Below are 24,238 nucleotides of genomic sequence, written 5' to 3'. Positions count from 1 at the left end.
AACCTGTTTTTGTTCATAATACAATAACCTACTTGAAAAATGTGATATTGCCCCGTGAATACCACTATAACAGTTGCGCAAAATAGATAGTACAGATTAATAAAATTCACAAATCTATTATAATACAACGTGGGCAGCCGACATTTTTTGTCATTTCATTCCGCAATCTTTTCCAATTCTCATGCCATCGTTTTCCAGCTTAGCTGATAGCTGCATCTACACTGACAATTGCCATCACTTGGAGGTACTCCCCATGGACGACCAGATTTACTACAAACGTACGATCATCAAAGAAACCGTGCCTTCCGCCTCCCTTGGGCTGGACAGAGCCGTCAAAGTGTACTTGCCGCCCGGCTACAACGAGCTGCTGTCCTACCCTGTCGTGTACTGCCAGGATGGTGATGATTTTTTTAATTTCGGCCGCATCGCCACCACCATGAACCGGCTCATTTTCGACGAGGGCGTGGAGCCTGTCCTGATCGTCGGCGTGGATGTCGACAAGCGCGTCCGCACTTCCGAGTATGCGCCTGAAGGGGATCGCAATGCCGCTTACTGCCGATTTTTCGCTGAGGAGCTGGTGCCCTTTATCGAGCAAAAATACCCCGTCCGCGCCACCGCTGACGAGCGAGTTCTCGCTGGCGACTCCTTAGGCGGTACGGTTTCCTTGCACCTTGCTTTAGCTTATCCTAGCCTATTTAGCAAAGTACTATCCTTATCCGGCGCATTTTTACATACGACCCGAGAGCGCTTGGCAGAGGAGGCTGACTTGTCTTGGATGGAGCTTCTGATGGTCATCGGCACGGACGAAACCGAGGTCAAAACCGAGCGCGGCGTGTTCAACTTTTTGGAAGAAAACCGCACGACAAAAAAGCTTCTCGAAGAGAGAAGCTGCCGTTTGCAATATGTAGAGAAGCCGGGTAAGCACCTATGGGGCTTTTGGCAAAATGAGCTGCCGTGGATGCTCCAGCATTTCTTGGGGTAGCGAATCGTGGAGGGTCGAGCAGCTGGTTCGTGTCTCGGACCGCCAAATCGCACCGTCTCAGACCGATTAGCGGAACTTGGTTCCGCTATTCCTTTCATCGCAGGACATAGTTGATCGCTAACGGAACTGTATTCCGTTATTTAGCCAGGTAACCCGCTTCAAGCCTTGAAAAGCACAAATAGCGGAAACCAGTTCCGCTATTTCAACTTACAAGCCGGTTTAGGCCCGAATAGCGGAAGCCAGTTCCACTATTGCTCATACGCTTGTTTCCGCCTCGCACACTACACATCCTTGATTCCATAGCGTATGCGGAGCGATTCCACCATCTCCAGCACCTGCCCCCGCTCGGGCAGCCACAGGCCTGCTGCGGCAGCGTGCATTCCATCCGACGTTTGCCGCTGCCTCACTGCCCGCTTGACCGCTTCGATAAAATCCTCCGGGCGCTGCACGCCTGCAAGCTCCTCGAGACTCGCCATGCTGCCCGCCGTCACCCGCGGATAATCCATCGCCTTCGTTCGCTCCGCCTCGACTTTCGCGGCTTCCGACATCGCGCACGCTTCACTCGTTCCCGCCGCCTCCACTCGTGCTGCCGCGTCTCGCTCTGCCGCTCCCACACCGCCGCCGGCTCGCGCATAAAACCCTCCAGCCAGCTCGCCGCGCGCCTCGCCCGAGCCGGTCACCACCACAAACGCCTGCACTACATACGCGTGTGCCTGGCGACGCTGGGCAATGCCGCAAAACTTGCGCCCGCCGATGGACAAATCATAGTCCCCGGGGCAGTACGCCCCTTGAATTTCACCTTTGTCCACGCCCTGGCCGGTTGCCAGCAGCGCCTCACCAATCAAGCGGTACATCCGCTCGAAATCATCGTGAAAATCAATGGCGCCTTGGCTGCGCTTCGGCAAAATCAACGACACATTGACCACCCCGAGGTCCAGCGGCACCGCCGCACCGCCGGAATTGCGCACTGCGACCGAGTAGCCCTGCGCCTCAAGCCATTGCTTTGCCTCTGCCACCCCCGGCAGCCGGCTGTCCCGCAGCCCCATCACAAAGGCGCGCGGATGCCGCCATAGGTGAACCAGCGGCGACCCGCCCTCGCCCACATGCTTGCACAGCAGCTCCTCCAGCGCAAACGGGTACAGCACCTCCGCTTCGGCCAGCTCCTCCGTTCGATCCAGCAGCAGGAGATTGTTCAGTCCGCTATCCAGCCCCATTTGATCCATCCGCACTCTCGTCCTTTCTCCCGTACACCGTTCCTTTTTCACATCTACCACATTGTAGTCAGGACATGGCTTCAATGCAAGTAATGCGGCATACGACGAGCGCTAAGCTTCACTGATCTTCCGGTACCGGCAAAAGAACGCCACCCAGCACGTTTGTACGATCAAGTAAATTGGGAACGAATAAGCAAGCTTGTACCCCAGCTGATAGTGAAAGACGCCCACAAGAACAGCAAGCCATTCGATGCCGACGGACAGCAAAGACCAGCCCAGCACATATACGGCAATTCCAGCGGAAGTATGGATGTACAAGCGATCATAGAAGTAAAAAAACAAATAGCTGATGGAGCCATAGGAAAAGTAAGACAGAAAATCCATGAACTCATACTTTGAGGTATCATTCACATCATAGAAGCTTCGAGGCTCTACACTCAAAGAATGATCAAAGAAAAAGCCGCTGAACACGCCGCACATAAAATAGACGACCGCATGCTTTTTCGAAAATCGCTTAGGCAAAAAGTAGATCACCGTAAATCCGAGCACTAAGCCTCCAAGAATAAACCATTCGTTGGAATTGAACCGTGTGTCATAAACAATCATCGCGCATTCGCTACTTTCCGCCCGACATAACGAATCCACCATGCCATCCATCTTGAAAACGCCATATATCCGGCAAACGTCACCAGCGTATGAAAAACGTTCCAATGCGGAGTCGAGATAATCTGAAGCCGTTCCAGCAGCACCTGCATCGGAAGGCATATGAGCAGCATGCCGGCCACAATCAGCCATTTCAGCACTTTCCAGTTATATAACAAGATGTTCGTCGAAATGAGGAGCAGCAGCGGGATGTGGATCAAACGCAGCACCAGATCGGCAAACGACGTCTCCACGCTCGGATTGACCGCGATCCAGTTTAGATTGACATGAAAGATTGTGAAAATACTGAGCTCAAAAATTGTGCTGCTAAAATAAACAAACACCATGTCCAGCTCGGACAGCTTCTTTGGAATTAAGGTCAGAGTGATCAAGGTACAGCAAGTAATAAATACACAGATCGCCAGCGACATCGGTTTCCCACCCGCATCAGATTTATTCAACATATAGAAAGAACACTGTCCATTATCGGCGATATGACCTGGCTTTAAACGCAAAAAATCGCCTCACCATGGCCTCATGGCAAGACGATTTTCTACTCCTCTTAGGTCTGATCCTCCAGCGCCTCAATCTTCAGCTGCCCCCAAGGCGCCACCTTCATGTGCACGATCAGCTTGCTGGCCTTCTGCTCTAGCGATTTGCCCGTCCCTTCGGGCAGGTAGTACTTCTCCACGCCGTACACTACCCGAATCCCGTCATCCCAGCTGTAATCCACCTGTCCGCGAAGAGCCAGCTCGCCCGCCTGCAGCGAAGGCTTCGACCGGTACGCCCCAACGGCTTCCGCCAGCCCGTCAGCCCCCGGTTTGACCACGACGTAGATCGAATCCCCACGCTGAGGCTTGCTGCCTGCCTCCTTCCACAGCGATGGATCTAGCCGGCTGATATCGTAGCTTAGCGCCACATAATCGCCGTACAGCAAATCCTTCGGATCCACAGGCACCGTTTTCACCCGAAGCTCCTGACCGAACCAGCTGACCGCATAAAAGGAAACCGCCATTCCGACGAGCACCAGTACCTGCAGAAGCACCAGACCGGCGGCCAGCCAGGAGCGGCGCTTAATGTTCGTTACCGTCATGTCCGTCCCCCTCCTTCCCATCGTGCAGCACTTGCTTTTTCCTCCGGTTCAGGAACCAGCTCAATCCGAGCAGCAGCACCCCGCCGATGATGAAAAACAACGACTTATCCATAAACTTCCACGTCAGCTTGCCATATGCGACCAGCGTACTGCAGATGAACAGCACCGTACCGAAGTTGATTTTGAAGCGCCACTCCTCCGCATACCCCCGCCACAGTACATACAGCGAGAAAAAGAACAACGCCAGCAAGTACATCACATCGATACCGCTAGCCGGCAAGTAAATGTAAGGCACCAGCAAGATCCATTCAAACGCACTCGATGCCCGGCGGCTCCGCAGCTTCCCAACCAGTGAGACGACAAACAGCACAAGCAAAGCGGTAACATAGTACAGTGGCTCAGGACGCAAATGGTCGCTCAGCATACCCCGATTCCATTCATCCGTAAACAGAACCATGAAGATGCCGAACACAAACGCCGACGCCAAGGGGGCCGCCTGCAGCGCATAACCGCCCGCCCGCTCCTTCAGCCAATCGCCGAGGACGTAGAGCGCCATCGCCGGGATAAACATCCAGACGAATTTGGCTTCCTCCGCGTTCACCCACAGCATGGCGTGCAGCGTCACGCTCAAGCTAAAGCACCAGATCAAGAGACTGCTGCGCCGCTGCCAGCCGTAATACCCGAGGCCAAGAGCCATCAACGCAAAGTCCGTGTAGCTAAATGAATTAAACTCCGACACACTATAAATCTGCGCCACATCAAAGAGCAGTAGACTGATCAAGTATAAATAACGGCTGCGATACAAATACCCGGTTAGCATGGCGGCTGTCGCCCATAGAATGAACGAGACCGCATTGTAGGCCACCAAGTGAAACATTTGCCCGATCAAAATAATGCCCGCGCCAAAGCTGACGACGCCCAAGCTAACGATGGCTAGACCCAGCTTCTCGTACCCGCGCCGCAGCAGCGTATCGCCTGCACCGTAAAACCCGGCCATGAACACCACGATCATCGAGAGCCGCAGCAGCTCCGGAAGGTCCTGCCAATTCGCGGCGATAAAGCTTAGAATCCCTAGCCCCACCAAGATACTCCCTAGAATCGGGAGCAGTCCCAGCGCATGCTTTTTATCTTCATACAAATCCATTATGCGATCGGCTTGCTCACGGGTCACAATCCCCCGCTCCACCCATATCGGGGCTTCTTTTTCCACCCATTTTCGGCTCATCCAGCATCACCTCTTGAATGGACTGCCAAGTCCGGCAGGTCCTGTTAATTCAAGTATACCCCTTCTATTTCCGTTGAACAGTACTATCTTCACCTAGTACCTTCCTATTCGCACAACAAAAAAACCGCCCCCACCGAGAGTCGAAGGTTAGCGGTTTTGAGAAAAAATAATTATGTATCCTGCTGCGGCTGCAGCTTTTTCAAGTTTTCGACCGCAAATTGCTTATATGCTCGCGGCGCGTTAAAATCGCAGCCGATGATGTCCACATGGCCGGTTTCACGTACAACTGCCTCATAGCTGCCGGTCACAGCGCCGTTCACGGATTGGTAATCGATCCGAACCTGCACGCCTCCATCCTCTTGCGGCTCGGCGGTATAGCCGGTTTTGAGATACTCCTGCCATGGCCAGCCCTCGTGAAGCCAAATCTCCCGCTCCACTCGCTGCTCATAGGCCATGAGCCCCGCCCAGCCGCGATAGTGGGAATACAGCTGCTGCACTTCTCCAGTCGCGCTCAACAGCACATCGGCAGCCTGCACCGTCATGTGCCCCCAGTATCTGCCCCTCGGGAATTCAATCATCGTAGGAGCCAGCCGATGGCCGCCAAAATGGCTCGCACGCCACACCCGCACAGCGCGTTCTCTTCCGGAATAGCGGTCTTTCAGCTCCGCATAGAACGGATAGCCATCCTTGCCGCAGCAGACGTCGTGACTGCCGTGCGTGCAGACGAACAAGTCCAACGTCCCCGAATCAGCGAGCTTGTAGCTTTCGAACGGCTCTGCAGCCCCTTTTTCCGCACAAACCGCTTGAATTAATGTGCCGATCATCTCTTCGGGAACCACATATTCTTGTCGCTCGAAGGCAGCAAACGGTCCGGCCGGTCTCAGGAAAAACAGTACTCTGCGATGCCCGGGCGGCGTCGACGGCTGCTCTGAAGCACAGGCGAGCAGATTAAAGCGAATCCCGTTTTCTCCCATCTCGCGGTGCAGCTCCATCAATCCAGCGGGAAAATGGCGCGACTGCTTCACATCGTACTCCCAAGGCAGCGGAACCTCTACCCAAACATATCGTTCATGAACGGAGGCCGTTCCGCCCATGTTTTCCTGTAAGCTCCGGGACACCGCGGCGCAGCGCCCCATGTCAACCGTACACTGATTTTCGATGGTGATCTCCTCCTCTGACCATCTCGCTGTCTGTAGCTGCAAGCTGGAAGCCAGCTGCCGGTTTGGACCTCATAATCCGGCATCCTCGGAAATGATAATGATTATCATTTTCGTATGATAACCAGCTTTTGGCTTCGTGTCAATAGCCACTGGAATATTCCTTATTCTTCCGTTTCGCTTAGGTCTCCTATATAATGGAGCTATATAGAGCAGAAGAACTATGGCCGGAGGGGAAGTCCCGATGATCTCGAGACGTCGTTTTATTAAACAGATGATTGCCTTTTTAGCGCTGGTCGCCGGTGGCGGCACTGCAGCGTTTCAATTTTTCAACCGGGAGACGGTGAAGGCGGAGACCGGCAGTGCTGCCACTCCTGCCGGTGCTCCGGAGGAAACGGCTGCCCCTCTACCTGAGCCGGCGCCGCCAGCGCCTTCGAAGGACCCGCTGTTATCCTTCTTTTTGCTCAGTGACCTGCATATTTCAGTCGGCGAATCGACCATGACCGATAAGCTCCATTTTGCGCTAAAGGACGTGTCCAACTTCGAATCCGCTGTCGATACGATCGTGCTCGGGGGGGATTTGACGGATTTTGGGCGGGAGAGCGATTACAAGCTGCTCGGCAAAATTATGAACGGGTACACGCTGCCCCCTGTCTATGGGAATATGGGGAATCATGATTATTACGATGTTTGGCTGACCTCTAAGGGAGAGTTTTCTACGGAGACGATGCCTAACGGCAAGACGGACGCTATGTCCCGCGATCGATTCATGAAGTATATCGGCTATCAAGATAAGCCTTATTTGGACGTATGGGTGAAGGGGATCCATCTGATTATGGTGTCGCAGGAATGCTACGTGCAGGAAAGACCGGAGGTTGGTGAAGGGGCTTGGTATTCGGAGACCCAGCTGAATTGGCTGGAGCAAACGATGAAGGCGCATCAGGACGGCAAACCGGCGATCGTGTTTATTCATCAGCCGCTCCCTGAGCCTGGAACTGACGGCGGTTCTCACCGTCTCATTCCGGCCAAGCGGTTCCGTGCCATTCTGGAGCCTTACCGCAATGTCATCGTGCTGTCTGGGCACACCCATCGGAGCTTCGTCGGAGAAGATCACTACAATAAGGAAAATACGTTCCATTGGTTCAACAACGCTTCCGTCGGCAGAACCCGTCCTGCAGCTGGACAGTCCAACAACACGGCGCAGGGAATGTACGTGCAGGTTTACTCGCATCAAGTCGTTGTCCGCGGCCGCGAGTTCAGCGATCGATCTTGGATTGACGGTGCCGAGTGGACGGTTCCGTTCGTCTAAATTTCAAAGTTACAACGTGAGATAACCATCTGGAGCGTAATGATGGATAAACTGCAGCGCTTCGGCTTCCTTGCCGCTATCGGACTCCGCCGCTGTGCTGACCGTAAACACCTGCAGACCGCTTCGCTTTGCTGACAGCAGCCGGCGAACGCGCTGCAGCATCCAGTCGTTGGTTTGCCAGCCGGCCCTCCAGTCCTCCCAGAGGAAGCCATGGAGATAAGGCGCAGCGACGTTCAGCGATTCAAAGCCTCGGTTTTGAATCAGCGTGAGCGTGCCGAACCGTGAGCTTACTTCCATCAAGAAGCGGCGATAGGCTGCGCGCAGATCTTCGCGGAGGAATGGCTGCTCGATATAATCGTCGATGTCTCCGACCGTATCCAGGAGTAGGCCCTGGGAGCCTTTTGCCACCGCCATCCTTTCAATTTCATGGAGCAGCAGCTCGCGGTATTCCTCTTTACGCAAGTCCATCAAATACGAGTCCCACGCGGTAAAATGAAGCCTTTGACCGTTCTCCATCCAATAGTGGTCTGGCTTCAGCCGATTCGTCCGCCACAGGTTCCAGGTCGGACTTTCCATTACGCTGATGTACGCAATTACGAACGTTCCGGCCGACCTTAGCTCATCGATCTGCTCCTTCGTGTACTGCTGGGGCTCGATGATGGCGAGGTCGGTCTGCTTTAAACGGGACATGGTCTCCGCCGTTGGATGGCCATAATAAATCATGAAACTTTTTACACTTGCCAAACGCATGTCGCACACCTGCTTCATTCTTTTCCGGTAGCCGGTCGCTTCTCATTATACACACCGGAGCCGCGATATGCCTACCATGGGAGCTGTAAAAAACCGCAACCCGCCGGACATCGGCTCACACCCTACTTCGCTTGAAAGCGGTGCAAACCAAACAGCTTATGAAAATCATCCTGATCGTGGAAGGAAGCTATCCTTATATATTCGGCGGCGTGGCCAGCTGGATTCAGATGCTTATTACGGGTATGCCGGAGCACGAATTCGAGGTGATCGCAATCTCTTCGTCGCGCGAGGAAGCGTCGCAATGGAGGTACCCGCAGCCTGACAATTTGACCCGGGTGCACGATGTGTATTTGATGGATTATCTGGCGCTGTCCGAAGGCCGAGGGCCTCGTCTTAGCCCGGCGGAAGCGCAGGCCTGCTTGGATTGGTTTGCTTTTGCAGGCCATGCCGATCTGGAGAAGGCGCTGCCGATGCTCGCCGACCCGAAGAGGCTCGGGAATCCGCTGACGTATTTGGCCAGCCCGGCATTCTGGCCGTGGCTGATGGAGCGTTACCGGCAGGAGACGCCGTACGGCTCGTTCCATGCTTATGTACAGAGCTGGCATGCGATGGTGGTTCCCGCGCTTTCCTTGCTCCAGCAAGACTATCCTAAAGGAGATATATACCATGCCGTCTCTACGGGGTACGCTGGACTTCTGGCGGCCTCGTTACGCTTCAAGCACCGGAAGCCGTTTATTTTGACGGAGCACGGGATTTACGCTCGTGAGCGGGAGCAGGAGCTTTGGCAGGCCGCTTGGCCGGAAGCCGAGTTCAAGCCCCGCTGGGTCGATTATTTTTATCATTTGGCGCAGTGTGCGTACAGGACAGCCGATCGGACCGTTGCGTTAACGTCGGAGGCTCGCGCCATTCAGCTCGGACTCGGGCTTCCTTCGGAGCGCTCCGTCGTCATCCCGAATGGCGTCTCCTATGAGCGTTTCGCTCAGCTCCCCCGACTCGCTCTGGATTCGGCTGCCCGCGGATTCGTGTGCGGAGCCATGGTCCGGCTCGTCCCGATCAAAGATATCCAGACGATGCTCCACGCTGCTGCGCTTGCTAGCCGCCAGCTCCCTGAGCTGGAGCTGTGGATTATGGGACCTGTCGACGAGGAACCGACGTATGCTGAAGAGTGCCGTGCTCTTGTCCATGAGCTGGAGCTCGATTCGTTTGTCCGCTTCCTCGGCTTAGTCGAGGTGACGGAATATTTGCCGCACGTGGATGTACTGCTTCTCAGCAGTGTTAGCGAAGGGCAGCCGCTAGCGATTCTGGAGGGAATGGCTGCGGCCATTCCATGGATTTGCACGGACGTCGGCGGCTGCCGCGAGCTGCTCGAAGGCAGCGATTCGCAGGACACTGCGCCGGCCGGCTGCCTTGTCCCCCCGGGCGACCCAGAGGCGATGGCCGAGCGTCTCGTGCAGCTCTGCCGAGCGCCCGAGACGCGAACGGCGATGGGACAAGCCGGGCGTGAGCGGGTGGAGCGCAAATACCGGCTAAGCCAAGTTACCGAGGCCTACCGAAAGCTGTACGATGAGGTGGTGAGCGGATGGCCGGGATAGGGGGCAAGCTGCATAATCCGCATCGGCAGCAGCATCGACATCAGAATCAGGATCGGGATGCATCGGATCAAAGTGCTTTTTCGTTTGGCCGTGCGTGCGTTATTGCTGCTCCTCTTGCTGGGTGTTCCGTGGTGCTTCCGGCGCTTGCTGCCTTGTGGGCAGCACCGATTAGCGGGCTGAGCGTGGATGAGGTGACGCTGTTTAATATATCCGCAGCCGCCGTTGTATCGCTTATTTTTATCATGGTACTGATTATGCTTTTATTTCGATCTCTATTTCGAGATCGCTTCTTGGAATTGCGCTGCGTGATCGCAGCTGGAGGGACACTAGATGAAATCCTTGAAAGCAAGCTCCGTTTGGTGAAAGCCATTTGGCCTCTGCTCGCCCAAGTCCTTTTGCTGCTCGGCTGTGTCCTGCTGATGCATTGGCTCTGGCTGGCTGAAGGCGTTCTTGCCTATGGCCTCGGCGCTATAACAGATACGCTCGTCATCGGACTCATAATCGTACTTCTGATGCTAGGGGACCGGCGTGGCAGCGTCATTGCTTCGGCATTTTTTAGCGTGGTGCATCTGGTAGTCCCTTTCACTGGTATCGCTTGGACCCTCATGCCCCTCAAGTGGTGCTCGTTAACGGCCTCCATTCTCCCCCTGCTGTGGAGTGGTTGGCGGCTTCAGCGCGTTCTCATGCGGATCGAGGCACATCTCTGTCTCTCATTCCTTGTGAGTGCGCACCATGCCAAAGAAACGATATGCACACGTGTTCTAACCCTTTTTCGACAACGGTAAATTGTGAGTTTTTTTGGTAAGCTGTAGGATTTTAGTAATGATTGTCGAATACATAAGGGACAGATAGGCCTTAGATCATGCACAAAGGTGATGGAATACACATTGGAAACTCCGCTGCTCTTAAATGTACTGCTCATCATTACACCTGTACTCCTGTTTCAGGTGTTTAGTCTCGACCGACTGCAGCGTTACAATGAATCGGCAAACCGATGGATTACGACGGGTCTGTGCGCAGCCCTTTCGGTGTTCGCGATGTCTCACCCTGTCGAGCTGATCCCCGGATTTCAGTACGACTTACGAGTCATTCCGCTCGTCATTTGCTTTTTTTACGCCGGGATGAATTATGCGCTGGTGGTTGCAGCGATGATCTTCGCTTACCGGATCTTTTTAGGGGGCTTCGGTGTGTACTGGCAGCCGGTGACCATCGGATTCATACTCCTCTTGCTCTGGTATTGTAAAAAGCGGACGGCTGCTCACCCCGAACGGCTCTACAGTATTCGAATAGCCGCTTTGATCGGCTTTGGCAATGCTTTTATCGTAGCTGTTGTGACCTTGGCCTCTCAGCTGTTGAATGGCAAACCGATCACTTCCAATTTTTATTTGTTTTTTGGTATTTACTTTATGTTCCATACGTTTACCATGACGATCGTCGCGCTCATCGTTCGCCAGATGAAACAGAACGTGGACCTTCGCAAGCAGCTGCAGCACAACGAAAAAATGAACGTACTGAGCGAGCTCGCCGCCTCCTTCGCACATGAGATTCGCAATCCGATGACGGTCGCACGTGGGTTCGTTCAAATCATGAAGCAAGGCGGGCTGTCAGAGGACAAGCGCCAGATTTACAATCAGATGGTGATCGATGAAATGGATAAAGCGCAATCGATTATCGATGATTACCTATCGTTCGCCAAGCCGCAGCTGGAATCCATCGATCTGGTCGATGCGAAGCAGTTGATTCTGAGGGCGCTCAACACTCTGCAAGAATTCGCTGACCTTCGGCATGTCTCGGTCGAAACCGATATGCAGGACCGGCTAATGATCAGCGCCAACGCGGATAAATTCGTGCAATGCATCATCAACCTCTGCAAAAATGGGATCGAAGCGATGCCCAGCGGAGGCAAGCTGCAAATCGTCGCCTCCCTGCAAAATCAAACGGTCTGCATTGACATCATCGACAATGGGGTCGGCATGACCCAGGAGGAGCTGGGGCGTCTGGGCACCCCATTCTACTCCACCCGTGGCAAAGGAACCGGCCTCGGCATGATGGTCACGTACCGCGTCATCCAAAACATTCACGGACGCATCGACGTCACCAGCGAGATTGGCAAGGGCACCTGCTTTTCCATTCTCATCCCGTCTCTGCACACGACCTCCTACCATTAACCTCCGACATTTCGCCGGAGGTTTTTTATTTTGTACCCGGTTTTCCCTCTCACTTCACACGCCCCTCCGCCGCTGCCAGCGCATCCATCACCCCTTGAAACAAAGCGATCGACTTGTTCCGCTGTCCTTCGGGTACATTCTGCACCAGCACCGCTACCGCATAGCGAGGCTTCTCGGTCGGCCCGTAGCCGATGAACCAATGGTTCTCTCCCGGCTTCCCGCCCTTCAGCGAAATCTGCGCTGTGCCGGACTTGCCGGCCAAGGACCATTTGGCGGCTTTCAGCGCTTTGCCGGTGCCATGATCCACCACGTCGCCCATAAACGTCAGCAGCTCCTTAGCCGTCGCCGGTTGAATCGCCCGCTCCTCGATCGTATCGAGCCGTTTACTCGGAAACGACTGGTACAGCCGGTCATTCTGAAACCGGATTTCCTGCACAAGGCGTGGCGACAGCACCTTCCCCTGATGAAGCAGCGTGACAATCAGGTTGGCCGCCTGCAGCGGGCTGACCAGAACATCCCGTTGACCGATAGCCGTTTGAATCAGCGCGCCTTCATCCTTTTTCAGCGCCTCGGAATGATAGATTTGCCCTTTCTCCTCCCCGTCCACTTGATGGAACGCCGCTTGCCCCGGCACCTCGTCCGTCCAGCCGACCTGCGTATCGAGTCCCAGCTTGCGGGCATACTTCTCCAGCTTCTCCCCGCCGACCAGCTCCGCCACTTTGGCAAAAACAATATTGCAAGACTGCGCAAAGCCTTCTTCCAGCGTAATATGACCGTGCCCTTCTTTTTTCCAGCAAGTAAAACCATACTGCCCCAGCTCGCCCTCACAGTCAAAAACATCGTCCGGCTTGACCACCTTCTCCTCCAGCGCCGCTGCGGCCGTGACTGTCTTAAAGATCGAGCCCGGCGCGACCGCCTTCACTGCCCGATTGCTCCAGCTGCCCTGGGCGAGGTCAATATGCTCCGGATCAAAAGCCGGCCGACTGGCCATCGCGATCGCATCGGCATTGTTCACATCCAGCACCACAACCGACCCTTCAGCAATCCCGAGCTGATCCATGCGGGCTTCGATGGTTTCCTGCAATGGCTTGTCCAGCGTAGTGACGACCTTCAGAGGATAGTAAGGACTATCCGGCCTAATCGTTCGCACATCCAAGCCTCCGACCGCATGCTTCCCCGCATCCATAAAAAGCGACACCGACGTCGGACCGATACCTTGCAGCCAGGGCTCGAACGTCTTTTCCAGCCCGGCATTGCCGATCTTGCTCGTCAGCTGCAGCTCGCCTTTATGGAACTGATCCGTATATTGACGCGTGACGCGATCCGGATTTTGGCTGATATACCCCAGCACCTGGCTGGCCGTCTGACTGGGCTCATAGCGCTGCTTGTAGGTCATCACCCGCACCTGGGTCAGGCCCATCGCCTCCACCTTCTTCGCCTGCTCCTCCGTCAAGTCGACAGGGTGTCCGTTCTGCGACCACATTTGCGGCGTCCTCAGCCCTTGGACAAAAGCACTCCATGCCTCCGTCGGTATCTTCAAAATGCGCGCCACGTTCGCCAATTCCGCCCGCCTGCGTTCCACCGCTGACGGAGTGTCATCCTCTCGAATCGGGTACACCGTCAGCACCTTGAGCTCGTTGCCGGTAAGCGATACCCCATGCCTGTCATAAAAGTCCCCTCTCCCGCTATCGAGCACAATCCCCTGCTCACGCTGAATGACCGAATTGCCTACCAGATCAATGCCCCGTTCAGTAAAGCTTCTCGCCGCGGCCACTTGAATCCAGAATAATCGGGCATTCCAAGCAAAGAGCACAGCCACAATCAACAGCAGCGCGATAAAAATCCGATGTTTTTTCAGTTTCCACTCATTGTTCAATGCTGCGGCACCTTCTCACAGATCAGATCCTTACATTAAGTACCAGTATGATCTTTAAGCCGCTTCATCAAACCGGCACGCGACGAAAAAAAAGCGCCCACCCCATCTGGGCGAGCGCTCATGCTTAACTATATTAAACTTGGAATTTCGATAACGATTCCTTCAGCGAGTTGGACAGCTCCTCCAGCTTGTCCGACAAACGCACGAGGCCGGAGCTGATGCCGAGCTGCTCCGAGCTCAAGGACGCTACTTCCTCAGACGTCGCCGACGACTGCTGCGCTACGGCGCTGACATTCGTCATCGCTTCATTCAGAACGACCTGCGACGCTTCCAGCTCGCTGATCGACTCGGTCACCTCGGACAGCTGCGTAATAAAGCCGCCCATGTGCGTCTGTACTTGCTTAAAGATGGAGTCGGCTTCCTTCACCGAAGAAATCTGCTCTTGGAATATCGGATAAGCCTGCGACAGCACCTTAACGGTCTCGTCGATTTCCTTCTGAATCGTATCCGTGATGTCCCCAACGACGGAGATCGATTGTCTCGATTGGTCCGCGAGCTTGCGAATCTCATCGGCGACGACCATGAAGCCTTTACCCGCCGTGCCTGCTCTTGCTGCCTCAATGGTGGCGTTCAAGGATAAAATATTCGTCTGCTTCGTCATGTTGCCAAGTACGTCGAGAATTTTGCGGATCGAGCGCGTGCTTTCCTTCAAGTTGTCTACCTTCTCGACCATCGAACGCGTCATTGCTTCGGTTGAATTCGTTTTGCCGATCAGCTCGGACATGTATGTAATCCCTTGCTCGGAGGACTTCTGAACATCCGATGCGGAAGTGCCCATGGAGATGTTCGCATTGACGACGTTCTTCATCTGCACGCCGATGTTATGCGTAAGCTCGTTGCCGCGCTCCGATTCGGAAGCCAGGCTGGAAGCACCGCCTGCGATTTCTTCGGTCGCAACCGCAATTTCCTTCGCGGACGTGGCCGTCTGCTTCGAAGCGTTGGACAGCTCGATCGCCGTATTCAGAACCTCTTGTGCGGAGTTGTTCGTCTGCTGCACCAAGAGCGTGATTTTCTCCATCATGGAGTTAAAGCTGTGACCCAATTGGCCGATCTCGTCCTGGGTCTTCACGTTCATACGGACGCGCAGATTACCTTGCTCGCCATCCTTCATCAAGTTGCGCAGCATAATCATCGGTCCGCCGATCATCCGTGCGACGAAGAAGCCGATAACAACCGCAATGATCGTAGCGAAGAACGCCATCCACCAGGTAACCATGGAAATTTTTTTGGCATCTTTCACAAGCTCATCTACAGGCATAGCGCCTACAAGCAGCCAGCCGTTCTTGGCCGATTTAAAATAGACGAGCTGATTATCCTTCTTCTCGTTCAGCATATGGTCGTGGTCTTTGCCGTAAGCAGTGTCAGCCACACCCAGCGAAGCGTCGGAGCCGATCATGCCCTGTTCCTTCGAATATACGAGCTTTTGGTTGGCGCTCAAAATGACCGTTTTGCCGCCCTCACCCATATTGATATCGCCAAGCTCTTTGGCCACCGCGTCAATGTTGATTTCCATCAGCAATACGGCAATTATGGTATTGGACGAAGGGCTCTTGAGCACGCGGGTCAATGCAAATGTCGGCGCTCCACCGGCAGTCCCACTATCTCCAAACCCTTTGCTGCGCGATTCATTCCACGTAGCTCTACCGTTGGCGTCCAGCGTACGCTTGAACCAATCTTCCTGCGCATAGGTTTCCTTGGCAAATCCGCCTGTACCGGTCGTTATCGGCTCCCCCGTGCCTTTAAAAATGTTCAGCGACTTGATCGTCTTATTGGAATAAGAGAACACATTCATCTTGTCGTTGATCTTCTGCCGGAGCTGCAAAAAATCGTAGCTGCTTTTGTTGACATTATCCAATTCGTTCAGCATCTTCTTCAGATCTTCATCCAGCATAATTTGCATCGACAAGTCTTCATAGGTAGCATAGAGCAAATCCAGCTTTTGACCGGCTTGAATGATCGTCTGCTCGGACGCGTCGCCGACCTTATTTTGAATAACGCCTTTGGAGATGTTGTATGAGGTCAATCCCACCGTAAGGACAAAGAACAGGATGCTGACAAAAAAGATAATGAAAAGCTTGATGCCAACGGATTTCATCACGTTTTGAAGTCCGAGGCTTTTGAGCGCTTCCGCTCCGTTCATCCCATTGGGCGATTTTTTCTCTGAGGGTTGATTACTCTTGCTTTGCATAGCTTGGCCGGCTTTTTGCAGGCTGGCTTTAAGTGAGGACAGCTTCTCCTTCACTGGGTACACCACCTTGTTCTGTAATATGTGCTGGGTTTTGTCGGTTGAGAGATTCCATAATTGGCTGTTCAACCTAAAAGGTTCGACATTATTTGCCAAATCCCTTCATGTTTTTTTAAGAAAATAAAGAAAAATTAATGATTCACCGCCCTAAATCATAATCAAGTTGCGAATATGTATAGGTTTACTTTTCGACAACATGAGGTTGATTCCTCTTTAAGCGTCGATTCAGGTCAAAAAATAGTCTTTTTTTCCTAATTTTATGAAAACCTCCACAACAAAAAAGACGCTCTGCCACGGGTCTCCCCATAGACAAAACGTCTCTTGTCATTCGATTATTATCAGTTCTTGCCCATCTTCTTGCGCATCATATCCAGCGGCTTGACCGGCTGCTCCACCTGCATGCGGATCAGCTGCAGCGGATGGCGTGCCGCCGTCAGCACTTCCCCGTCCTCGCTTCGCAGCTCGGATACGGTTTGCTTGAAGAACGAGCCGCCCGGTCCGAAAAACTCGATCTCTTGGCCCGGCTTGAAGTGATTGCGCTGCTGAATCAACGCCGTCTTCGTCTCCTCATCGTAGCCCATCACCACGCCGACAAAATCGTATGGTGCCGCCTTATCCTCCGGCTCGAAGATATGATCCTCGTGGCCCGGACGATCATAGAAAAATCCAGTATTCAGCGGACGGTTCGCCGCCTTCTGAATCTCATACAGCCACTCCGGCTTCAGCTCATAGTGCTCCGGATCGGCGAAATACGCGTCAATCGCTTGACGGTACGCATTTACCACCGTGGCCACGTAGTGAACGCTCTTCATCCGGCCTTCGATCTTGAAGCTGTCCACACCCGAGCGAACCAGCTCCGGCACATGCTCGATCATGCACAAATCCTTGGAGCTCATCGAGAACGGATTGTCGCCCGCTTGGAACAGCGGAATTTCCTTGATGCCTACTTGCGCCTGCTCCGCGTCTTCTTCCGTCGTGAACAGATCATACTTCCAACGGCACGACTGCGAGCAGCCGCCGCGGTTCGAATCGCGGTCCGTAAAATGGTTCGACAGCACACACCGTCCGGAGAACGAGCTGCACATCGCGCCGTGCACAAACACCTCGATTTCGATGTCCACGTGCTTTTTGATGTCGAAAATCTCTTCCATGCTGGCTTCACGGGCTAATACGACGCGGTCAATGCCTTCGTCCTTCCAAAACTGGACGGCCTGCCAGTTCATCGTCGACTGCTGCGTGCTCAGATGAACCTCTAGCTTCGGTGCTACCCGTTTACACGTTTCGATAATGATCGGATCGGCCACGATAATCGCATGAACCCCGGCATCCTGAATGCCGCGCAAGTAATCTTCCAGTCCCGCAATATCTTCATTGTGCGCATAAATGTTGGTCGCAACAAACACCTTGGCGCCGTACTTCTCCGCAAATTCGACGCCCTCGCGCATTTCCTCGAATGTAAAATTGTCCGCATTGGAGCGCAAACCATACTGCTGTCCGCCGATATACACCGCATCTGCACCGTAATGCACGGCGAATTTCAGCTTCTCCAAGCTTCCAGCCGGCGCAAGCAGCTCAGGCTTCTCCAGCCTCACCCGCTTACCAAGCAATTGTTCCTGCATCAAAGTCATCATTTCCACCTCGCTTACCTATTTTAATAAACCTGCTCTTTATAAAAGAACCCGTAGGTCAATTCGCGTCTTGGATCCTGCAGCTCCCGAATCGCATCGAGCCACAACTCATTAAACTCATACCCTGCCGGATCGGCCTCATAAGCGTCAATCGCATTTCGATAGCCGCGAACAACGGCCACGTTATACTCCACGGATTTCAGCAATGAATCGATTTTGAGGCTGTCGATTCCGCCCTCCAGCAGCTCCTGCACGCTGTCCAGAATGCAGATGTCGTCGGAGCTCATAATATGCGTGCCGTTGGCATCCTCGTAGACCGGGAAACGCTCATTTTGCCGTTCCTGCTCGATCAGGAACAGCCCTTCGTCCATACCGAGATCAAAATTGTTCAGCTCTTCCGGCCGGCCTTGATGATCTTGGTAGTTGGTCAGCAGGCTGCGCTTCGAATGATAGATGTTCGTGATGCCGTGCACCTGCACCTGAACCTCCATCGCATCCCCCAGCTCACGCTTGATTTCCAGCGTCTCCTCCAGGTTTAGCTCGCGAGCCAGCACCATCCGCACCGCGCCTTTGCTGCCCCAATACCGCGCCGTCGCGTAGTTGGTCGACGTCATCTCGGCATTCCAGTGCAGCTTCATGCCCGGAGCCGATTGGCGCACCGCCATGAGCACCGCTGGATCGCCAAAGACCAGTGCATCCACATTCAGCTCGCTCAGCTTCGCAATGTAGGACGACAAATCGTCCAGCATCGCATTTTCCATAATGTTGTTGACGGCGACATACACCTTGGCCCCTTGCCCGTGTACCCACGGAACAATGTCGGCCAGCTCCGCCAGCGTAACTTCGCCCGGCTGCCGGAGGCTAAAGCGATGCTCCCCGACCAGGACGGCATTCGCGCCGGCTTCAATGTAACGCCGAACTTCCTCCACGGATCCCGCAGAAATGAGAAGCTCCGTTTTGCTCATGATCCATTCACCCGCTTATTTATTGCTTTCCGCAATATTTTTCTTATGCTGCTCATACGTTTCCGCGAACAAATGGCCTTTGCTGCCGTCTTTCTTGGTCACGTAAAACAAATATTTCGTATCCGAAGGATAAATGGCGGCCTGGATGGAGGCTAGACTCGGGCTCGCAATCGGCCCAGGCGGCAGCCCCTTGTTCAGGTACGTATTATACGGACTCGCAATTTGCAGGTCCTTCTCATACAGCCGCTCCTTCGGTTTGTCCAGCAAATACTGCACCGCCGCATCAATCTGCAGGGGCATGTCCTGCTTCAGCCGGTTGTGGATCACCCCGCTGACAATCGGCCGCTCTTCGTCCAAGGCGACCTCGCGCTCAATTAGCGAAGCCAGCGTCAGCATCTGGTGAAAGCTCAGCCCCTGCTTCGTCATGGCCTCCTGCCAGCCGGCCGGCAATCCGCTCAGCTTCTTGTCCAGCTCGGACGTCATCTTCTCGATCATGTCCTGAGGCTGGGCATCCTTTTTCCACTCGTAGGTCTCCGGGAACAAATACCCTTCGAGCCTGACCTTCAGCGCCGGATCGTTCGGAATTTGCGAAGCGTAGGAGCCCTGCGCTCCTTTAAAGCTCTGCGCCGCCTGCAAAAAGGCCGCCGAATCCACCCCATACTGCAGCAGCTTTTCGGCGATCTGCCGTACCGTGTACCCCTCCGGAACCGTCACGCGCAGCGCTTCCTCCTTGATGGTCTCGCCGCGATTGAGCTGTCCGATGATCTGGTCCATCCGAAGTCCAGGAGACATGGCGTATTCCCCGGCTTGAAACCGGGCGCCTTCCTTCTTGTATTTCAAATACCATGTAAACCACTTCGCGCTCCGCACAATCCCCTTCGCTTCCAACTGATCGGCAAGCTGGGTAATCGACGTGCCGCTGGGATAGGATATATGCTGGATATCCGGCGATTCCGGCATCGGCGCAAGCTGCTTCCCCACATGGAGAGCAAAGCCTGCACCAGTCCCAATCGCCAGCAGGAGGAGCACCGTCCATCCCCATAGGAAAATCCGTTTCATGGCTGTTCAACCTCAATCATTATCTCCTACACGACGAAAAAGAGCGGATCATCTCCGCTCGAGCAACTGCCTGCATTCATTGGCAACTGTAAAGTTCGATTTACAGCTGTTCGTCAGCCGGGAAGGTTAATTCATCGAAGAGCTCCGCAATGTTCTCCCATTCGTCATCATCTTCGATCGTCTGCAGCTCCAGTTCGTTCTCCGAAGTTCGCGCCACCCGGAAAATCTCCGGTTCGTCTTCCTTGCCGGGCTTAGCTTTCTCCAGCATGGCATAGCCTTGCCCGCCCAGAATAAATTCCGATTTGATGCGGTACACAACGGATTCCTGCTGCTCATCATACAAAATAATATCATCTCCGAAAGCTTCCCGCAACTGCTGCGTCTCTTTCACGTCCGAAATCTGGTACAAGATTTGCGGCCTCCTTTGAGTAAAAAGGGCGCGAAACATAGGTTTCAGCGCCCTGTGTGCTGCAACATTTCAGTTATTTCGAGTCTTCTTCGTCCTCGTCATCCATTTGATCCATGAGCGTATTGAAGGTTTCCTCGACGATGTTCCATTCCTCTTCGTCATCGATGGTGTACAACTGCAGATCGTCACCGTCTTCTTCATAACGGAATGCATACACTTCGTCCGATTCTTCATCGGCATCAACAGGGACGACCATCATATACTTCTTGTCCGAGCCGTCCACCTCAAATTTCATGATGACTTCAAATTCTTCTTCGTTTCCTTCATCATCCGGAATGAAAATAATTTCCGGCTCTTCCAGCAGTTGATCCTGATCCGTCGGCTGATCTTTTTGAGACATCGTCTTCACCTCTCGTTCTTAAGAATGGGCATCCATATACCCTTGTAAAATAAGCTGCGCAGCCATCTTATCGACGACCTGCTTACGCTTCTTGCGGCTGACATCCGCCTCGATCAGCGTACGCTGAGCCGAAGCGGTCGTGAGCCGTTCATCCCACATATGCACAGGCAATTGTAGTATTTCATGCAAACTTTGGGCGAATGCGATGCAAATTTCTCCACGTGGACCAATCGTATTGTTCATGTTCTTGGGCAGCCCGACAACGATCTCTCCAACGCCGTATTCGGCAATCAGCTCCTTCAGCCGTGCGGTATCCCGTTCCACCGTGGATCGTCTGATCACTTCCAGCCCTTGAGCGGTCCAGCCCAGCTCATCGCTGACGGCTACACCGATCGTTTTATCCCCGTAATCCAAACCCATTAAACGCATAGCGGCTCCTTAAGCTTTATACTGCTGCAAGTAAGAACGAACGAGCTCCTCGATCAATTCGTCCCGCTCCCGCTTGCGGATAATACTTCTTGCATTGTTATGGCGCGGGATGTATGCAGGGTCGCCGGAGAGCAGGTAACCTACGATTTGGTTAATCGGGTTGTACCCTTTTTCCTGGAGAGCATCATACACCTGCAAAATGACTTCCTTCGGCGAGGTTTCGATCTCTTCCGCCTTGACGTTGAACTTCATTGTTTTATCCATCGAACTCATGCTACAGCACCCCCCACAACATCATTATATCTCATTTATTCGCCATATCCCTAATTATTCCTCTTGACAAGCCAAAAAAGTTTATCCGATCAGCTGCTCCACGCTTTGCAGCGCTTCTTGCAGCTTGGAAGCGTCCTTGCCCCCGGCTTGCGCCATATCCGGACGTCCGCCCCCGCTGCCGCCGCAGCGTGTCGCCACTTCTTTGATAATTTTGCCGGCATGCAGCCCTTTGGATACGAGATCCGGCGTCACCGCTGCAACCAGATTCACTTTGTCTTCGGCCGCTGCGCCAAGCACGATAACAGCCGAGCCAAGCTTTGCTTTCATTTGGTCCACGATGTTACGAAGCGATTCCATATCGCCGGCGTTCACTTGAGCGGTGAGCAGCGTAACCCCGTTCACCGTCTTGGCCTGATCGGTCAAGCTGCCCGCTTCAATGCCGCTGAGCTTCGCCTTGAGCGACTCGTTCTCACGCGACATTTCCTTCAGCTGGGCGAACAGCGCGTCGATCCGCTTCGGCACATCCGCGATGTTGGATTTCAAGAGACCCGCAGCATCGCGAAGCAACTGAAGCTGTCCGTCCAGGTACTGATACGCGCCGCGGCCTGCGACCGCTTCGATCCGGCGCACGCCGGAGCCGATGCCGGACTCACTAATGATTTTGAACAAACCGATTTGGCTGGTGTTCTGCACATGGCAGCCGCCGCACAGCTCTAAGCTGTAGCCGCCGACACGAACGACGCGCACAACATCGCCGTATTTTTCACCAAACAGTGCCATCGCTCCCATAGCCTTTGCTTCCGCAATCGGCTTCAGGGAAATGTCCACCTCGATGCTCTTCCAGATCTGCGCATTAACGCGCTGCTCGATATCCTGCAGCTCTTCCGACGAGATGCTGCCAAAGTGCGAGAAGTCAAAGCGCAAACGCTCTGGAGCTACCAGGGAGCCCGCTTGATTGACGTGATCGCCGAGCACTTCCTTCAGCGCTTTGTGCAGCAAGTGCGTTGCTGTATGATGCTTGATGATGTCCTCGCGCAAATCTTGGGCTACCGCAGCTTGAACGGCTTCGCCTTTGCGGAGTACGCCTGCTTCGACAACCACCGTATGAACAAACTGGCCATGCGGTGCTTTGTAGACATCTTCTACCTTGAGCACCAGGTCGCCGGATGTAATATAGCCGTGGTCACTGACTTGACCGCCGCTTTCCGCATAGAAAGGCGTTTGATCCAAGATGACCTGGCACGTTTCACCGGTTCCCACCAGATCCACAAACTGGTTCTCATGGACAATAGCAATAATTTTAGCAGCAGTTACCAAATCAGTATAACCAACAAATTCCGTTTTAACCGTGAAGTCCGCGAGCGGCCCGCCTTGGACCTTCATGCTCTCCGATTCTTGGCGTGCGCTGCGGGCGCGATCGCGCTGCTCCTGCATCGATTGATCGAAGCCTGCGCGGTCGACCGTCAGTCCTTTTTCCGAAGCGAAGTCTTCCGTCAGGTCGAATGGGAAGCCATACGTGTCATACAGCTTGAACGCGTCCGCGCCGCTGATTTGGCTGCTGCCTTCTTTGCGGGCCTTCTCTACGAGATCAGCCAGGATGGCGAGGCCGCCCTCCAGCGTTTCGTGAAAACGCTCCTCTTCGGTGCGGATAACACGCTCGATAAATTCGCGTTTGTCCACCACTTCAGGGTAGTACACACCCATGATCTCGCCGACAATCGGTGTCAGCAAATACAGGAATGGCTTATCCATGCCCAGCACTTTTCCATAACGAACAGCGCGGCGAAGCAAACGGCGGATAACATAACCGCGACCTTCGTTAGATGGAAGCACACCATCGCCAACCGAGAACGCTACGGTACGCACGTGATCGGCAATCACCTTCAGCGCAACGTCGGTTTCTTCGTTTTGCTTGTATTTCACGCCAGCGAGCTCGCAAGTCTTCTCGATGATCGGCATAAACAGGTCCGTATCGAAGTTGCTGTCTACATCTTGAACGATCGAAGTCAACCGCTCGAGACCTGCGCCTGTATCGATATTCTTATTCGGAAGCGGCGTATAGCTGCCGTCTTTGTTATGATTGAACTGCGAGAATACAAGGTTCCAAACTTCGAGGAAGCGCTCGTTCTCTCCGCCCGGCCAGCACTCCGGATCGTTCAAATCGCCGTATGCGTCGCCACGATCATAGAAAATTTCCGTACAAGGTCCGCAAGGGCCTTCGCCGATATCCCAAAAGTTGTCCTGCAGCTTGTAAATGCGCTCTTCAGGAAGTCCGATCTTCTTGTTCCAGAACTCGAACGCCTCGGTATCCTCTGGATACACGGTAACGGACAGTCGGTTCGGATCAAAGCCGATCCACTGCGGGTCGGTCAAAAACTCCCAAGCCCAAGTAATCACTTCTTCTTTAAAATAATCGCCGATCGAGAAATTCCCCAGCATCTCAAAAAACGTATGGTGGCGGCGCGTCTTACCGACGTTCTCGATATCGTTGGTACGGATACATTTTTGCGAGTTGGCAATCCGCGGATTGTCAGGAACGACACGGCCGTCGAAGTACGGCTTGAGTGGAGCCATCCCGGCGTTGATCCACAGCAGGGACGGATCGTTATGCGGCACGAGCGGCGCGCTCGGCTCAATCTTATGCCCTTTGCTTTCAAAAAACTTCAACCATTTGGAACGAATGTCAGCTGCTTTCATCATTGTGATGACCCTCCTGTTTGACTTATTGACCCTAAAAACAAAAAAATCGCCCCCTGTAACAG

The 24,238-nt window shown here is 53.8% G+C and carries 22 protein-coding genes; 5 read left to right on the top strand and 17 right to left on the bottom strand.

Annotated features, from left to right (window positions below):
• Positions 1-253 precede the first annotated feature (253 nt).
• Complete coding sequence (locus FPZ49_RS01470) at positions 254-982, top strand: alpha/beta hydrolase (protein ID WP_144842559.1); 729 nt, start codon at positions 254-256, stop codon at positions 980-982.
• Positions 983-1,263: 281 nt separating this feature from the next.
• On the opposite strand, the gene FPZ49_RS01465 is transcribed toward FPZ49_RS01470, so the two are convergent.
• The 6 genes from FPZ49_RS01465 to FPZ49_RS01440 all read right to left on the bottom strand — a co-directional run bounded on the left by FPZ49_RS01465 (position 1,264) and on the right by FPZ49_RS01440 (position 6,358).
• Positions 1,264-2,205 carry a lipoate--protein ligase family protein gene (locus FPZ49_RS01465; protein ID WP_144842639.1) on the bottom strand — a complete coding sequence of 314 codons (942 nt, stop codon included), beginning with the start codon at positions 2,203-2,205 and terminating at the stop codon, positions 1,264-1,266.
• A 102-nt stretch (positions 2,206-2,307) separates the two neighbouring features.
• Positions 2,308-2,802, bottom strand: coding sequence for a hypothetical protein (locus FPZ49_RS01460; protein WP_144842558.1), 495 nt, complete (start codon positions 2,800-2,802; stop codon positions 2,308-2,310).
• Positions 2,799-3,269 carry a hypothetical protein gene (locus FPZ49_RS01455; RefSeq protein WP_144842557.1) on the bottom strand — a complete coding sequence of 157 codons (471 nt, stop codon included), beginning with the start codon at positions 3,267-3,269 and terminating at the stop codon, positions 2,799-2,801. Before FPZ49_RS01455 ends, FPZ49_RS01460 begins: the two co-directional genes overlap by 4 nt.
• Positions 3,270-3,400: 131 nt before the next feature.
• Entirely contained in the window at positions 3,401-3,931 is a 531-nt protein-coding gene (locus tag FPZ49_RS01450) for a GDYXXLXY domain-containing protein (protein WP_144842556.1), read from the bottom strand.
• Positions 3,912-5,156, bottom strand: a complete 1,245-nt coding sequence (locus FPZ49_RS01445; RefSeq protein WP_144842555.1) for a DUF2157 domain-containing protein — start codon at positions 5,154-5,156, stop codon at positions 3,912-3,914. Before FPZ49_RS01445 ends, FPZ49_RS01450 begins: the two co-directional genes overlap by 20 nt.
• A 170-nt stretch (positions 5,157-5,326) precedes the next feature.
• The gene (locus tag FPZ49_RS01440) at positions 5,327-6,358 is read right to left on the bottom strand and encodes a sucrase ferredoxin (RefSeq protein WP_144842554.1); all 1,032 of its coding nucleotides are present in this window, start codon (positions 6,356-6,358) and stop codon (positions 5,327-5,329) included.
• Positions 6,359-6,557: 199 nt separating this feature from the next.
• On the opposite strand from FPZ49_RS01440, the gene FPZ49_RS01435 reads away from it, so the two are divergent.
• On the top strand, positions 6,558-7,622 hold the full coding sequence (locus FPZ49_RS01435; RefSeq protein WP_144842553.1) for a metallophosphoesterase family protein: 1,065 nt from the start codon (positions 6,558-6,560) through the stop codon (positions 7,620-7,622).
• Positions 7,623-7,631: 9 nt separating this feature from the next.
• Here the strand turns inward: FPZ49_RS01435 and FPZ49_RS01430 are convergent, their stop codons facing one another.
• Positions 7,632-8,372, bottom strand: coding sequence for an endo alpha-1,4 polygalactosaminidase (locus FPZ49_RS01430; RefSeq protein WP_222429847.1), 741 nt, complete (start codon positions 8,370-8,372; stop codon positions 7,632-7,634).
• A gap of 158 nt (positions 8,373-8,530) precedes the next feature.
• Between FPZ49_RS01430 and pelF the strand changes: the two genes are divergently transcribed.
• The 3 genes from pelF to FPZ49_RS01415 all read left to right on the top strand — a co-directional run bounded on the left by pelF (position 8,531) and on the right by FPZ49_RS01415 (position 12,132).
• Positions 8,531-9,964: a GT4 family glycosyltransferase PelF gene (gene pelF / locus FPZ49_RS01425; protein ID WP_144842551.1), complete on the top strand. Its 1,434-nt coding sequence runs from the start codon at positions 8,531-8,533 to the stop codon at positions 9,962-9,964.
• The gene (locus FPZ49_RS01420; RefSeq protein ID WP_144842550.1) at positions 9,952-10,749 is read left to right on the top strand and encodes a hypothetical protein; all 798 of its coding nucleotides are present in this window, start codon (positions 9,952-9,954) and stop codon (positions 10,747-10,749) included. Before pelF ends, FPZ49_RS01420 begins: the two co-directional genes overlap by 13 nt.
• Before the next feature lie 102 nt (positions 10,750-10,851).
• Positions 10,852-12,132 (top strand): ATP-binding protein, encoded by a 1,281-nt coding sequence (locus tag FPZ49_RS01415; RefSeq protein WP_261381192.1) that lies wholly within the window; start codon positions 10,852-10,854, stop codon positions 12,130-12,132.
• A 49-nt stretch (positions 12,133-12,181) separates the two neighbouring features.
• Here the strand turns inward: FPZ49_RS01415 and FPZ49_RS01410 are convergent, their stop codons facing one another.
• The 10 genes from FPZ49_RS01410 to alaS all read right to left on the bottom strand — a co-directional run bounded on the left by FPZ49_RS01410 (position 12,182) and on the right by alaS (position 24,173).
• Entirely contained in the window at positions 12,182-14,008 is a 1,827-nt protein-coding gene (locus FPZ49_RS01410) for a peptidoglycan D,D-transpeptidase FtsI family protein (protein WP_186445542.1), read from the bottom strand.
• A gap of 133 nt (positions 14,009-14,141) precedes the next feature.
• A complete protein-coding gene (locus tag FPZ49_RS01405; protein WP_144842548.1) occupies positions 14,142-16,310 on the bottom strand; it encodes a methyl-accepting chemotaxis protein in 2,169 nt (722 codons plus the stop codon).
• Positions 16,311-16,651: 341 nt separating this feature from the next.
• Positions 16,652-17,944 carry a peptidase U32 family protein gene (locus tag FPZ49_RS01400; RefSeq protein WP_391563795.1) on the bottom strand — a complete coding sequence of 431 codons (1,293 nt, stop codon included), beginning with the start codon at positions 17,942-17,944 and terminating at the stop codon, positions 16,652-16,654.
• A gap of 20 nt (positions 17,945-17,964) precedes the next feature.
• Positions 17,965-18,909, bottom strand: a complete 945-nt coding sequence (locus FPZ49_RS01395) for a peptidase U32 family protein (RefSeq protein WP_144842547.1) — start codon at positions 18,907-18,909, stop codon at positions 17,965-17,967.
• A 12-nt stretch (positions 18,910-18,921) separates the two neighbouring features.
• Complete coding sequence (gene mltG / locus FPZ49_RS01390) at positions 18,922-19,965, bottom strand: endolytic transglycosylase MltG (RefSeq protein ID WP_144842546.1); 1,044 nt, start codon at positions 19,963-19,965, stop codon at positions 18,922-18,924.
• A 100-nt stretch (positions 19,966-20,065) separates the two neighbouring features.
• Positions 20,066-20,374, bottom strand: a complete 309-nt coding sequence (locus FPZ49_RS01385; protein ID WP_144842545.1) for a DUF1292 domain-containing protein — start codon at positions 20,372-20,374, stop codon at positions 20,066-20,068.
• Positions 20,375-20,447: 73 nt separating this feature from the next.
• Entirely contained in the window at positions 20,448-20,774 is a 327-nt protein-coding gene (locus tag FPZ49_RS01380) for a DUF1292 domain-containing protein (protein WP_144842544.1), read from the bottom strand.
• 18 nt (positions 20,775-20,792) lie between these two features.
• Positions 20,793-21,203: a Holliday junction resolvase RuvX gene (ruvX, locus tag FPZ49_RS01375; RefSeq protein ID WP_144842543.1), complete on the bottom strand. Its 411-nt coding sequence runs from the start codon at positions 21,201-21,203 to the stop codon at positions 20,793-20,795.
• A gap of 9 nt (positions 21,204-21,212) precedes the next feature.
• Entirely contained in the window at positions 21,213-21,476 is a 264-nt protein-coding gene (locus FPZ49_RS01370; RefSeq protein WP_144842542.1) for an IreB family regulatory phosphoprotein, read from the bottom strand.
• 81 nt (positions 21,477-21,557) lie between these two features.
• A complete protein-coding gene (gene alaS / locus FPZ49_RS01365) occupies positions 21,558-24,173 on the bottom strand; it encodes an alanine--tRNA ligase (RefSeq protein ID WP_144842636.1) in 2,616 nt (871 codons plus the stop codon).
• Positions 24,174-24,238 lie beyond the last annotated feature (65 nt).

The organism is Paenibacillus cremeus, assembly GCF_007786445.1.
In the GTDB taxonomy this organism is placed as follows: Bacteria; Bacillota; Bacilli; order Paenibacillales; family NBRC-103111; genus Paenibacillus_G; species Paenibacillus_G cremeus.
The sequence above is the reverse complement of the archived record's forward strand: the minus strand, read 5'-3'. Positions and strand labels throughout refer to the sequence as shown.